Source organism: Pseudomonas sp. FSL R10-0399, assembly GCF_009600165.1.
Lineage (GTDB): Bacteria > Pseudomonadota > Gammaproteobacteria > Pseudomonadales > Pseudomonadaceae > Aquipseudomonas > Aquipseudomonas helleri.
The window spans coordinates 53,218-66,249 of the sequence record NZ_WIWK01000019.1 but is presented as its reverse complement, the minus strand read 5'-3'; the positions used below and the strand labels follow the sequence as shown (position 1 = coordinate 66,249).

Here is a 13,032-nt window from a genome sequence, read left to right as displayed (position 1 = left end):
TCTAGGATGACGCCCATGCTGGGCGCACAAGTGACGCGGCGTAAGGCCGGAACCCTAAGTGGCCGTTGCCGCAGCAATGGATATGTACATAAAAGCCAAAGCCCCCTCACCCTAGCCCTCTCCCGAAGGAGAGGGAACCGATTGGGGGATGCTGAAGTACTCGGTGGCCTGTTTGCTGTGCGACAGCACGGCGTCGCAGACGGGGCATTGCGGGGTCAGATCAGGTAGTTCTTCAGCTCGCGGGCAATCACCATGCGTTGGATCTCGCTCGAGCCTTCGTAGATCTGGGTGATCCGCGCGTCTCGGTAGTAACGCTCCACCGGGTAGTCTTCCAGGTAGCCATAACCACCATGAATCTGGATGGCTTTGGAGCAGACAAACTCGGCTATTTCCGAAGCAAACAGTTTGGCCTGCGAGGCTTCTGACAAGCACGGTTTGCCAGCGCTGCGCAGGCGTGCTGCGTGCAGGATCAACAGGCGGGCGGCGTTCAGGCGGGTTTGCATATCGGCCAGCATGTTGGCCACGCTTTGGTGCTCGATAATCGCCTTGTCGAACTGCACGCGATCACGGGCGTAGCCCAGCGCTGCTTCAAAAGCCGCCCGTGCAATGCCCAGCGCCTGGGCGGCAATGCCGATGCGTCCGCCTTCCAGGTTGGACAGGGCGATGGCCAGCCCTTTGCCGCGTTCGCCCAGCAGATTGGCTTCGGGCACGCTGCAGTTGTTGAGGGTGACGGCGCAGGTGTCTGACGCGCGAATGCCCATTTTGTGTTCAGTACGATCGACGATAAAGCCGGGTGTTTCGGTGGGCACAAGAAAGGCCGAGATGCCTTTTTTGCCCAGCTCCGGATCAGTCACGGCAAACACAATGGCCAGTTTGGCGCGCTTGCCGTTGCTGACAAATTGCTTGGCCCCGTTGATGACCCATTGGCCGTCGCGCAGTTCGGCGCGGGTACGCAAGTTGTGCGCCTCGGAGCCCGCTTGCGGTTCTGTCAGGCAGAAACAGCCGATGGCCTGGCCGCTCGCCAAGTCGGCTAGCCAGGTTTGTTTTTGCGCTTCGCTGCCGTATTTGAGAATCGGCCCGCAGCCCACCGAGTTGTGGATGCTCATCAGCGCACCCGTCGCACCATCACCGGCCGAAATTTCTTCGACGGCCAGCGCGTAGGCGACGTAATCGACGTAGGTGCCGCCCCATTCCTCGGGGACGACCATGCCGAGCAGGCCCAACTCGCCCATTTTTGATACCAGCGCGTCGTCGATCCAGCCTGCTTTTTCCCAGGCTTGTGCGTGGGGGGCAATTTCGCCACGGGCAAAATCACGCGCCATGTCACGGATCATCACTTGTTCTTCAGTCAGTTCGAGGTCTTGCATGGCTTACACCTCGCTTTTTTTAAAGTCGGTGAAGAAGCTGGCGACGTGCTTGGGGTCCAGTTCGCTCAAGGTCGGCGGGTTCCAGTGCGGGGTTTTGTCCTTGTCGATAATCAGTGCGCGCACGCCTTCGATCAGGTCGCCGCGATCAAACCACTGGCGGTCCAGGTGTAATTCCAGCTCGAAGCATTGCTCAAGGGTCAGTTGACGGCCGTGGCGGAGCATTTCGAGGGTGACGGCCATGCCCAGCGGTGAGCGGGTTTCCAGCAGGTTGGCGGTCTCGGTGGCCCATTCGCGGTGTTGCGGTGCTGTCACGGCGCGCAGGTGAGCAACGATCTCGGGCACGCTGTTGTGGGCAAACACTTCATCAATCACGGGCCGCAAGTTGGCCAGCGGCGCGTTGGGCAAGGTTTGCACGGCAAAGGTAGCCAGCAGCGCCTTGAGGTCTTCAAGGGGCGATTGGCGCCACTGGAGGTGGTCGAGGCTTTGATCCAGTTCAGGCAGTTTGCTGCTGTCGGTGTACCAGTCGGCCAGCCCGCAATACAACGCATCGCTGGCGCGGATTTGCACGCCGCTGACGCCCAGGTAGGTGCCGATCTGGCCGGGGGTGCGGGTCAGGAAGTAGCTGCCACCAACGTCAGGGAAGTAACCAATGGCCACTTCCGGCATGGCCAGACGGCTGCGTTCGGTGATCAGGCGCAGATCGCAGCCTTGTGCCAGGCCCATACCGCCGCCCAAAACGTAGCCATCGAGCAACGCGAGTAACGGTTTGGGGTAGTGGTGCAGCGTGCGGTCAAGGGCGTATTCCTCTTCGAAGAACACGGTGTGCAGGGTGTCTTTGCTTTTGTAGCTGTCGTACAGCGAGCGAATGTCGCCGCCCGCACAAAAGGCTTTTTCGCCCGCGCCGCGCAATACCACGGCCTTGATGTTGGCATCGTCGACCCAGGCATCGAGCTGCTGTTGCAGGCTGCGGACCATGGGCAGGTCGAGGGCGTTGAGGCCGCTGGGGCGGTTGAGGGTCAGGTGGCCAATATGGTTGCGGACCTCGGCAAGTACCGTGCTTTGGGTCGGCTCGACATCCTGTGTCGGCAAGGATGAAACCTGAGCAGTCATCACTAACTCCCTGCTGTGCTTTATTTTTAGAATGTGTTCGCGGGCGAACGTTGGTCGATGCTAACAGTGCAAATTTGCTGATGACAACCCGGATGCGTGCAGGCTTGGCATGCATTTTTGCATGGCTAACAAGCAGGATTGCTCGCCCACTATTGCGCCAACCAGCCGCCGTCGACATTCCAGGCTGCGCCGCGCACCTGGCTGCCGGCTTCACTGCACAAAAACAGCACCAACTCGCCGAGTTGCGGCGGGGTGACGAACTCAAGTGACGGTTGTTTCTCGGCCAGCAGGTCATGCTGGGCCTGGTACGGGTCGATCCCCTGGCTGATGCGCTGGTCGATTTGCTTTTGTACCAGCGGCGTGAGCACCCAGCCGGGGCAGATGGCGTTGCAGGTGATATTGCTGGTGGCGGTTTCAAGGCCGACCACTTTGGTCAGGCCGATGACCCCGTGCTTGGCGGCCACATAGGCGGCTTTGCCGACCGAGCCGACCAGGCCATGAACCGAGGCGATATTGACGATGCGGCCCCAGCCGCGCTTGCGCATGCCGGGCAGGGTGAGGCGGGTACTGTGGAACACCGAGGACAGGTTGATCGCGATGATGGAATCCCACCGCTCGACCGGGAACTCTTCGACGCTAGACACGTGCTGAATGCCCGCGTTGTTGACCAGAATGTCGATGCCGCCGAATTCGCGTTCGGCGTAGTGGATCATGTCGGCGATTTGCACCGGGTCGCTGACATCGGCCGGGTGATGCCCCACCTTGCCGCCAAACTGTTGCAGTTCGGCAATGACTTTGCTGGCGTCGCCAAAACCGTTGAGTATCAGGTCGGCGCCAGCCTTGGCCAGGCTTTGCGCGATACCCAGACCAATACCGCTGGTGGAACCGGTAACCAAGGCGGTTTTACCTTTCAGGCTCATGATCAATTCCTCAGGTGAGACACGGTGATTTCATCGATGAGGAAACTTAGCACGCGTTTCGCGACTGCGGATACGAAACGGCCCACCAAAAGGTGGGCCGCTTTCACGCAGAGCCTGGGGGATTAGTCCTGGCGGCTGGTGACTTCCAGCAGGTGGTAACCGAACTGGGTTTTAACCGGGCCTTGCACCACGTTGATTGGCGCGCTGAAGACCACGGTGTCGAATTCTTTAACCATCTGGCCTGGACCGAACGAACCCAGGTCGCCGCCTTGACGGCTGGACGGGCAAGAGGAGTTGGCCTTTGCAACTTCGGCGAAATCAGCGCCGCCTTCGATTTGTGCTTTCAGTTCGTTGCACTTGGCTTCGCTGGAAACCAGGATGTGACGGGCAGTGGCTTTGGCCATGGGGAGTTACTCCTTTCAAGAAAGTGGTGAGCCTACCGGATTCAGTGGCTTTTTTCTCGGCAAAGTTCCCATGGATTAAAGATCCCGACTTCTGCCTCAAAGGCCCTGGTTTTTCAAACGTTGCGCATGCTCGATATACAGCGCCACGGGGTTGGCCTTGCGCCGAGTCATGCCGGCCATTTGATTGATGGTGTCCAGGTGGTCCATCTCATAATCCGATTGAATGACTGTGCCCAAGTGCGAGCTGAAGCGGCCTACCAGGCCGTCATTGGCTTTGCTTTCACGGGTAAAGAAGCTGGAAAACACGCGGCAGGCGTTGTGCATGGGATCAAACAGGTTCATTGATTCGGAGAGCAACGAGCCTTTGATAATGCCGCTCCAGGAGTAATAGAACACGTCGTTGACCTGCGCTGCCCCCATACCGCCCCACGTTGCTGGCAGGCCTTGCGGGTATTTTTTGTTGAAGTCGGCAACACCCTTTGAGGTCAGCGCATTGAGGGCTTCAAGTGAATGCTGGGGCAGTTTGGGCTTGCCGCTGAGTATCGACATGAAGGTGCTGAAGGCGGTGATCAGGGCTGCCGCCGCAGTCTCTGGCAATTGGCCGGGGGTGAAGGCCAGGCGCAGGCGGTCGGCAAGCTCGGAGCCGTGATTGGGGCCGCTGACGGAGGTCACCGAGGCCACCGATTCAGGGTCGACAGCAGCGGCATAGCGTGCGGTGAGGGCGCCCTGGCTGTGCCCGATCAAATTGACCCGCTTGGCGCCCGTTTGCTGGCGCAGGTCATGGATGTGCGCGAGCAATTGTTCGCCACGGGTTTCGTTGTTGTGGGCGGCAGACACGGAGGCCGTGAACACGTGGGCGCCTGAATCGTGCAGCGCTTGCTTGATGCCGTTGAAGTAATGCAATGGCCCGATCCGTTCAAAGCCGAACAGTCCATGGACCAATAAAAGGGGGTAGCGAGTGCTGGGGGTGCGGTACATGTTGTTTCTCCAGAGAGTGTTTTGAGGTCATAAAAACACCTTAGTCGACAACATGAAGCGGGCAGATTGGGTTGCAGGGTATTACCGTCGGCCGCGTCAGGCTGTGGGCCTACAGGCAGAGCGGGCGCTGGATGATTCCAGGTGCGCGAGGGCGGTAATCGTTTAGAGCCGGGAGTGTTTCAGACGGCATCTGTCGGCTTGCCTGTCAGACGGATCGACTTCGCGCAACCGTGGGCAGGGCCCAGCGGTGCGCATTCAGTCAGGCAGGACGATTGTTTAGCTGGCGGCCAGCAGCGCACGGCGTTGCTGTTGCAGTTGGCTTGCCGCATCACGCAGTAACTGCTCGGTAACTTCCCATCCCAGGCAGCCGTCAGTGACGGAGACGCCATAGCGCAGGTCGTTGCCCAGCGCTTGGCAACCCTCGAAAAGATGGCTTTCGAGCATCACGCCAATCAGCGAGTGATCACCTTCCAGGCGTTGCGCCAATACGTCTTTGAACACGTGCGGCTGGCGCAGAGGGTCTTTGCCGCTGTTGGCGTGGCTGCAGTCAACCATCAGGCGCGCAGGGATGGCGTTTTTTTCTAGACCGGCGCGGGCCTTGGCCACGCTGCTGCGGTCGTAGTTCGGGCCGCTGTGGCCGCCGCGCAAGACCAGATGGGTGTCCGGGTTGCCGGAGGTCATGATGATGGCCGGATGCCCTTGGCTGTCGACACCGAAGTGGCGGTGGCCGTGGGCGGATGAACGCATGGCGTCGCATGCAATGCCTACGCCGCCGTCAGTACCGTTTTTGAAGCCGACCGGCAGGTCCAGGCCGCTGGCCATCTCGCGGTGGATTTGGGATTCGGTGGTGCGCGCACCAATCGCTGCCCAGCCCAGCACGTCGTCGAAGTAGCCGGCTGCCATGGGTTGCAGCAGTTCGGTAGACACGGGCAAGCCCATGCGCAGCATTTCAATCATCAGCTCGCGCGACAGCGTCAGGCCGTGGGCCATGTCGTCGCTGCCGTCTAGATGCGGGTCGTAGGCCAGGCCTTTCCAGCCGATGGTGGTGCGGGGTTTTTCGACGTAGGCACGCATCACCAGCAACAGGTCATCGCTCAGGTCGCGAGACAGGGCGGCCAGTTGGCTGGCGTATTCCAGTGCCGAGACCGGATCGTGAAGGGAGCAAGGGCCAACGACTACTAACAGGCGGGAGTCTTCGCCATTGAGGATGGCGCGGATGGCTTGGCGCTGCTGACTCACCAACTGGCTGAGTTCTGCGCCCAGTGGCAACTGCTGTTTGAGCTGTGAGGCGCTGGGCAGGCGCTGGGTCAGGGCAGCTTTGGTGTCGGTGTGAGCGGTGTTTGGCAGAGCAGATACAGATGCGTTCATGGTGTGTGCTTCCTGGGCAGGCGGCGGGCTTTCCCGCGCGCTCAGCCCTACTGGGGTGTTCGACAATTGGCCAGACTGGCTGTGAGTTGATGTGTGCCACCGATGTGGGTCCGTTCGGAGGCGGCAGGCTGTCCCGAACGGCGGCTGATAAATCGCCAGGCAGTGCAAAGGTCGAAGCGGTAATAAGTGGTGTAGTTCATGTGTGCATTCCTCAAATAAGTCATTTTTGCAGGGGCTAAAAAAACAAAACCCCCGGTCGGGTAGCCGACCGGGGGTGAGAATTCTCTGGTAGGCGACCCCTTGAAAGTGGCCGCCGGATGGGTATCAGGCGCGCCAGTGGCTAAACCAATACCCAAAATAAAATCGTGCAGTCGAGTGTGCATTGTGCGTGCGCACAGCAGCAGCCTGGCGCTGGGTAGCGACCTGCTTGCTAATGGCTGTGTGTACGTTATGCAACATGTGTGTTCTCCACTGAATGGTCAGGAGCTTACTCGAGAGCGGTAGCGCGATTCAATTAAAAATTGCTATCACCTTCATGTGGAAAATGTAGCTGCCATGAGCGGTGGTCAGGATGCAATGCTTAGCTTATAGCCGTTTTGTCGGTTTACGTGCTTGCATCGCCAGAGGCAGCTAATCTCTTTATGTCGCTCAATCAAATTGGGCGCAGATTCACATCAGGCCGTCGCTTTTGTCTTCAGTTGAGTCGCCAGGAGAAGGGAGAATTATGCCGTCTTTCATTCCCAGCAATACCGCAACTTTATGGGCTTCTCCGCGTTTTCCTTTTTTACGCCCTGCAAGCACTTGATAGGTTGTCGCCGGGTCAACGCCATGTTCACGCGCGAACTGTTGAACAGACTTCCCTTGATGTTCAAGCCAAGCCTTGGCTTGTGCCGCAGTACGAATTCCGGCCATAGTTCAAAACCGTTCAATATTGTTCAATTATTGCAGACTATACCATCCTAATGGATGTTAAAAGTGGAGTCGTATATTCAGATGAATGGAATTGGTTCGCGTTTACGGCAAGAAAGAGAGCGTCTGGGCCTTTCGCAAAAAATATTTGGCGAAATCGGCGGGGTAGAAGCGAACGCCCAAGGCAAATATGAAAATGGCGACCGTGCGCCAAAAGCTGATTACTTGTCGCGTGTTGCAGCACGTGGCGTTGATGTTCTGTATGTGTTGACGGGCGCCCGTACGCCGACACTGGTCGATAACCTTACCCAAGTTGAAGAGCGGGTGTTGGTCACGTATCGCGGGCTGCATAAAGACGATCAGGATGCTATTCGCCAATTAACCTCAAGCCTGGCGAAAATGTCGGTGGCGCAGCCGTTGCGCAAGCGTCAAGAGTCCAGCGATTGATCAGTGGCCCTGTGCGCTGGCGTATTGATTCATGAATGCATGGATAGGTAGGTCGGCTGACTGTTTTTTGTTAAGGTAGGCGGCACCAACTTAGACGCAATTTGCGAGGTGTCGACTTGATTCGGGTTCTGGTGGTCGATGATCACGATCTTGTGCGTACGGGCATTACACGAATGCTGTCGGATATCGATGGTCTGCAGGTCGTCGGTCAAGCCGAGTCTGGCGAAGAGGCACTCGCCAAGGCGCGTGAGTTGAAACCGGATGTCGTCCTGATGGATGTCAAGATGCCCGGCATTGGTGGCCTGGAAGCGACGCGCAAAATGATGCGCAGCCATCCAGACATCAAAGTCGTCGCGGTAACAGTGTGTGAAGAGGACCCGTTCCCGACGCGTTTGTTGCAGGCAGGCGCTGCGGGTTATATGACCAAAGGGGCTGGTTTGGCCGAAATGGTTCAGGCCATTCGCCTGGTGTTTGCCGGGCAGCGCTATATCAGCCCGCAAGTGGCTCAGCAGTTGGCGCTCAAGTCTTTCCAGCCTGCCAGCGATTCTCCTTTTGATGCCTTGTCTGAACGCGAGATCCAGATCGCGTTGATGATTGTCGGCTGCCAAAAGGTCCAGGTCATTTCCGATAAGCTTTGCCTGTCGCCTAAAACAGTCAACACCTACCGCTATCGCATTTATGAAAAACTCTCGGTCAAAAGTGATGTTGAACTGGCGTTGCTGGCCGTTCGTCATGGCATGGTTGATGCTGGCTGACGATGACTGACGTGTTTGATTCCAGTGCATTTCTGTCGACGTGTAGCGGCAGGCCCGGCGTGTATCGCATGTTCGACAGTGAGGCGCGCCTGCTTTATGTGGGCAAAGCCAAGAACCTGAAAAAACGCCTGGCCAGCTATTTCCGCAAAACCGGTCTGGCGCCTAAAACAGCGGCGCTGGTTAGCCGTATTGCGCAAATCGAAACCACGATCACCGCCAACGAAACCGAGGCGTTGCTGCTTGAGCAGACGCTGATCAAGGAGTGGCGCCCGCCGTACAACATCCTGCTGCGCGACGATAAGTCTTATCCGTATGTGTTTCTGTCGGATGGTCAATACCCGCGCCTGAGCATTCATCGCGGTGCCAAGAAGCAGAAGGGCAAATATTTCGGGCCTTACCCCAGCGCGGGGGCGATCCGTGAAAGTTTGAGCCTGTTGCAGAAAACCTTCATGGTCCGTCAGTGTGAAGACAGCTATTTCAAGAACCGCACCCGGCCGTGCTTGCAGTACCAGATAAAGCGTTGCAAGGGACCGTGTGTCGGTCTGGTTGAGCCAGAGGTCTATGCCCAGGATGTGCGCCACTCGGTGATGTTCCTTGAGGGGCGCAGCAGTGCGTTGACGGAAGAACTCGGTAACGAGATGGAGCAGGCCGCCAGTACCCTCGATTTTGAGCGGGCAGCCGAAATACGCGATCAGATCTCGTTATTGCGTCGGGTTCAGGACCAGCAAAGCATGGAAGGTGGCACTGGCGATGTGGATATCGTCGCGGCCTTCGTCAACCCGGGCGGTGCCTGCGTGCATTTGATCAATGTGCGCGGTGGTCGCGTGTTGGGCAGCAAAAACTTCTTCCCGCAGGTGGGAATCGAGGAAGAAGTGGCCGAAGTCATGGCCGCGTTCCTCGGGCAGTACTACATCAGCAGCCCGGAGCGCGATTTGCCGAGTGAGCTGATTGTTAACGTCGAACACGAGAGCTTTGCTGCTATCAGCGAGGCGATTGAAGCCCTGCGCGGGCGCGAGATGGCCATCAGTTATCGCGTGCGCGGTACCCGTGCGCGCTGGCAGCAATTGGCCGTGACCAACGCTGAGCAGGCGCTGAGCGCACGTCTGGCCAACCGTCTGCATGTTGCGGCGCGCTTTGAAGCGCTGGCGCAAGTCTTGAAGCTCGACGAAATCCCCCAACGGCTGGAATGCTACGACATCAGCCACTCCAGCGGCGAAGCCACCGTTGCCTCTTGCGTGGTATTTGGCCCGGAAGGCCCGATCAAATCCGACTACCGGCGTTTTAACATCGAAGGTGTGACCCCGGGCGATGACTATGCCGCCATGCACCAGGCCTTGATGCGCCGTTTCAGTCGGCTCAAGGAAGGCGAGGGCAAGCTGCCCGATATCCTCTTGGTCGACGGGGGCAAGGGGCAGCTTTCGATGGCTCGTGACGTGCTCAACGAGTTGGCCGTACCAGACCTGATTTTGCTCGGCGTGGCCAAAGGTACGACGCGCAAGGCGGGCTTTGAAACCCTGTACCTGAACGATGCAGCCCATGAATTCACCTTGAAAGGTGATTCGCCGGCGCTACATTTGATCCAGCAGATCCGCGACGAGGCCCATCGTTTTGCCATTACCGGGCACCGTGCGCGACGTGGTAAAACCCGTAACACCTCTACTCTGGAAGGGATTGCGGGGGTGGGGCCAACCCGTCGCCGTGACCTGCTGAAACATTTTGGTGGATTACAAGAGCTGTCTCGTGCCAGCATCGAAGAAATTGCCAAAGCACCCGGTATCAGTAAAAAGCTCGCTGAGTTGATTTATGCAAACCTGCACAGCGAGTAGAATGCTCCCTCACCTCGTAGCCAGTTGTGCCGATGAATATCCCTAATTTGATCACCGTTCTACGCGTTCTTCTGATTCCGTTCTTTATTCTGTTGTTTTACCTCCCGTACAGCTGGAGTTATGCCGCTGCAAGCTCTGTGTTCGCTTTTGCCGCGGCAACGGACTGGCTGGATGGTTATCTGGCCCGCCGACTGGAACAAAGCACACCGTTCGGCGCCTTTCTGGACCCGGTTGCCGACAAATTGATGGTGGCGGTCGCGCTGGTGTTGCTGGTGCAAGAACATCACAACTTCTGGCTGACCTTGCCGGCAGCGGTGATCATAGGTCGTGAAATTGTCATCTCGGCCTTGCGCGAGTGGATGGCAGAGCTGGGGGCGCGCGCCCAGGTTGCCGTGTCGAACATGGGCAAATGGAAAACAGCGGCGCAAATGCTGGCGTTGGTCATCTTGCTGGCCAACCCGTCAGACTTTAGCTTCTGGGTCCTGATCGGTTATGGGTTACTGATGGTCGCGGCGGGGTTGACGTTGTGGTCGATGGTTCAATACTTGCGGGCTGCCTGGCCGCATTTGAAGACCACCTCGACAAAATAAATAAAACTTTTTGAATCAAGGGGTTGACGCATTCTTGGAAACCTATAGAATGCGCAACACCAAAACGCGGGAATAGCTCAGTTGGTAGAGCACGACCTTGCCAAGGTCGGGGTCGCGAGTTCGAGTCTCGTTTCCCGCTCCATATTATGATCTGCAGACGTCCATTGAAGTCTGTAAGTCGTTGAAATCAGGACCTTCGGGTCCTTTTTTCGTTCCAGTTAGTTCCGCCGAAAACCACTAACAGCCACGACTTTTAAGTCCATTTTTAAGTCCATCAATACGGGCGTGGCGGTTTCCGGATTGTTGCTGGAGGAGCGAGGCCTACGCGACAAGTATCTAGTTCTGACCAAGAGTTCAGGAGCTAGAGCATGGCACTTTCAGATCTGGCTGTCCGGCAAGCAAAAGCAACCGGAAAGCCCTACACCCTCGGCGACCTTGATGGGCTATCCTTGGCGATCGCACCTGAAGGCGGCAAGTCGTGGCACTACCGCTACTACTGGGCCGGTAAGCAGAAACGCATGTCGCTGGGCACTTACCCTGAGGTCAGCCTCCGGGAAGCGCGTACCCTACGCGACGAGGCCCGAGCTCTTTTGGCCAAGGGCATCAATCCCCGAACACACCGTAAGCAGAAGCGGCAGTCTGTCCGTCTCGCGGACGAGAGCACGTTCAAGGCAGTGTTCGACAAGTGGGTCGAGCATCGTAGGCTTGTCCTCAAGGAAGGACGACAGAGCACGCTCTCACAGATCCAGCGCATCTTTGCCAAGGACGTTCTTCCTGCTCTTGGAAGGCGGTCAATTTATGAGATCCAACGCCCCGACCTGCTGGAGGTCGTTGCTAGGATCGAACGCAGAAAAGCGCTCACTACCGCCGAAAAGGTCCGTACCTGGTTCCGGCAGATGTTCCGTTACGCATTGATCATCGTCCCCGGGTTACCGCTGAATCCTGCGTTCGATCTGGACGTCGTCGCACTGCCCCAGCCGCCTGTGCGCCACAATCCATTCCTGCGCATGCCCGAGCTCCCGGCCATGCTCCAAATACTACGCAAGTATCCCGGTAAGCTGCAGACCCAGCTTGGCCTTCGATTGCTGCTTTTTACTGGAGTGCGTACAGGGGAGCTGCGGCTGGCGACGCCGGATCAGTTCCACCTCGATAAGGGCCTCTGGATCATCCCCCCTGAAGTGGTGAAGCAGCTGCAGCTTGAACTGCGCAAGGAGGGCAAGCGTCCCGGTGATATCCCACCCTACATCGTGCCGCTGTCGGTGCAGGCTATAGAGGTCGTTCGCCACCTGCTGGATCAAGTGAGGCCTGCGCAGCGATACCTGTTTGCTCACTACAGTGACTTGAAAAAGCGCATCAGCGAGAACACGCTCAATCTCGCGCTGAAACGGATGGGGTATAAGGATCAACTGACGGGTCATGGCATCAGAGGCACTATCTCTACTGCGCTCAATGAAATTGGCTACCCGAAGGTCTGGGTCGATGCACAACTCTCGCACGCCGATCCTGATAAAGTGAGCGCAGCGTACAACCATGCCGAGTATGTCGAGCAGCGCCGCAGGATGATGCAGGATTGGGCCGATAGACTGGATCTCTTCGAGCAGTGCCAGGTTGAAGCGGCTAGCATGCCGATCACCATTCACCTAGAAGGTGTTCCGCAGTTGGCGGGAGGTTTTGACGAAGTGGTCCCTACCGCGACGCGCGCTCCCATCCTGGGGGCGACGCCGACGCTGCCTGCAGCCGCTCAACGCATATCGGCTGTTTCAGGACTAGCGCCTGGGCTTTCGGAGATACAGCGAGAGCGAATGGAAATGCTGGAGATGTTCAATGCCCCGCATAACCTGCCAGCTGCGGTGTTCGCTGAGATGGCCGGAAAATCACGCAGGTGGATCAGCTATGAGATTCAGGCCAGAAGAGTGCTTGCGTTGAGCCTGGGTAACCAGGGGCAGCGCGTTCCAGATTGGCACCTAGATCCGCTGAAACATAAGCTTGTGCAAGCTGTGCTGAAGCATTCGCAGGACGCTGATTTCTGGGTGATTTACCGAGCATTACTGAATCCCCATGGAGTACTGGATGGCCGCACGCCGATTGAGGCCGTTACGTCAGCGAATTTCCATGAGGCTGTTATGGCTGCGTGCTTTACTTTGAAGAGTAGGGAGAACGCCTCTCTTCAAAGTGCATAGAAAAGGATCAGTCACGAGTTCCGGGTCTTAAGGGTTGGCTGGGAAACTAAATACAGCGCCCGTGGCTGCATAGCTGAACTTTGTAGTCGAAACGATATAATGACTGCGAGTCTCGACATTTTATCGTTAGCTTGCTATCATTTTTTTACATTCCGCCATGTTGAGATGCTTGAGGGAT

General features: G+C 57.5%; 12 protein-coding genes and 1 tRNA gene. 6 read left to right on the top strand and 7 right to left on the bottom strand.

Features of this window, described 5'->3' with window-relative positions; translation table 11 throughout:
- Positions 1-215: 215 nt before the first annotated feature.
- The 7 genes from GHO41_RS08270 to GHO41_RS08240 all read right to left on the bottom strand — a co-directional run bounded on the left by GHO41_RS08270 (position 216) and on the right by GHO41_RS08240 (position 7,059).
- Positions 216-1,367 carry an acyl-CoA dehydrogenase family protein gene (locus tag GHO41_RS08270; RefSeq protein WP_048370002.1) on the bottom strand — a complete coding sequence of 384 codons (1,152 nt, stop codon included), beginning with the start codon at positions 1,365-1,367 and terminating at the stop codon, positions 216-218.
- A 3-nt stretch (positions 1,368-1,370) separates the two neighbouring features.
- Positions 1,371-2,477 carry an enoyl-CoA hydratase/isomerase family protein gene (locus tag GHO41_RS08265; RefSeq protein WP_153433339.1) on the bottom strand — a complete coding sequence of 369 codons (1,107 nt, stop codon included), beginning with the start codon at positions 2,475-2,477 and terminating at the stop codon, positions 1,371-1,373.
- Between the two features lie 149 nt (positions 2,478-2,626).
- The gene (locus GHO41_RS08260) at positions 2,627-3,397 is read right to left on the bottom strand and encodes a 3-hydroxybutyrate dehydrogenase (protein WP_153433338.1); all 771 of its coding nucleotides are present in this window, start codon (positions 3,395-3,397) and stop codon (positions 2,627-2,629) included.
- A gap of 122 nt (positions 3,398-3,519) precedes the next feature.
- Positions 3,520-3,801, bottom strand: coding sequence for a peptidylprolyl isomerase (locus tag GHO41_RS08255; RefSeq protein ID WP_048370005.1), 282 nt, complete (start codon positions 3,799-3,801; stop codon positions 3,520-3,522).
- A 96-nt stretch (positions 3,802-3,897) separates the two neighbouring features.
- On the bottom strand, positions 3,898-4,779 hold the full coding sequence (locus GHO41_RS08250) for a triacylglycerol lipase (RefSeq protein ID WP_153433337.1): 882 nt from the start codon (positions 4,777-4,779) through the stop codon (positions 3,898-3,900).
- Between the two features lie 276 nt (positions 4,780-5,055).
- The gene (locus GHO41_RS08245) at positions 5,056-6,147 is read right to left on the bottom strand and encodes a 3-deoxy-7-phosphoheptulonate synthase (RefSeq protein ID WP_153433336.1); all 1,092 of its coding nucleotides are present in this window, start codon (positions 6,145-6,147) and stop codon (positions 5,056-5,058) included.
- A 669-nt stretch (positions 6,148-6,816) separates the two neighbouring features.
- On the bottom strand, positions 6,817-7,059 hold the full coding sequence (locus GHO41_RS08240; protein ID WP_153391655.1) for a DNA-binding protein: 243 nt from the start codon (positions 7,057-7,059) through the stop codon (positions 6,817-6,819).
- Between the two features lie 81 nt (positions 7,060-7,140).
- Between GHO41_RS08240 and GHO41_RS08235 the strand changes: the two genes are divergently transcribed.
- The 6 genes from GHO41_RS08235 (at position 7,141) to GHO41_RS08210 (ending at position 12,854) form a co-directional block, all read left to right on the top strand.
- The gene (locus GHO41_RS08235) at positions 7,141-7,503 is read left to right on the top strand and encodes a helix-turn-helix domain-containing protein (RefSeq protein WP_048370013.1); all 363 of its coding nucleotides are present in this window, start codon (positions 7,141-7,143) and stop codon (positions 7,501-7,503) included.
- A 116-nt stretch (positions 7,504-7,619) separates the two neighbouring features.
- Positions 7,620-8,258: a UvrY/SirA/GacA family response regulator transcription factor gene (gene uvrY, locus GHO41_RS08230; RefSeq protein WP_082148726.1), complete on the top strand. Its 639-nt coding sequence runs from the start codon at positions 7,620-7,622 to the stop codon at positions 8,256-8,258.
- A 2-nt stretch (positions 8,259-8,260) separates the two neighbouring features.
- Positions 8,261-10,084, top strand: a complete 1,824-nt coding sequence (gene uvrC, locus GHO41_RS08225; RefSeq protein ID WP_048370019.1) for an excinuclease ABC subunit UvrC — start codon at positions 8,261-8,263, stop codon at positions 10,082-10,084.
- Positions 10,085-10,116: 32 nt separating this feature from the next.
- The gene (pgsA, locus tag GHO41_RS08220) at positions 10,117-10,674 is read left to right on the top strand and encodes a CDP-diacylglycerol--glycerol-3-phosphate 3-phosphatidyltransferase (protein ID WP_048370021.1); all 558 of its coding nucleotides are present in this window, start codon (positions 10,117-10,119) and stop codon (positions 10,672-10,674) included.
- Positions 10,675-10,740: 66 nt separating this feature from the next.
- A tRNA-Gly gene (locus tag GHO41_RS08215) sits at positions 10,741-10,816 on the top strand.
- 226 nt (positions 10,817-11,042) lie between these two features.
- Positions 11,043-12,854, top strand: coding sequence for an integrase arm-type DNA-binding domain-containing protein (locus GHO41_RS08210; protein ID WP_153326607.1), 1,812 nt, complete (start codon positions 11,043-11,045; stop codon positions 12,852-12,854).
- Positions 12,855-13,032: the final 178 nt, after the last annotated feature.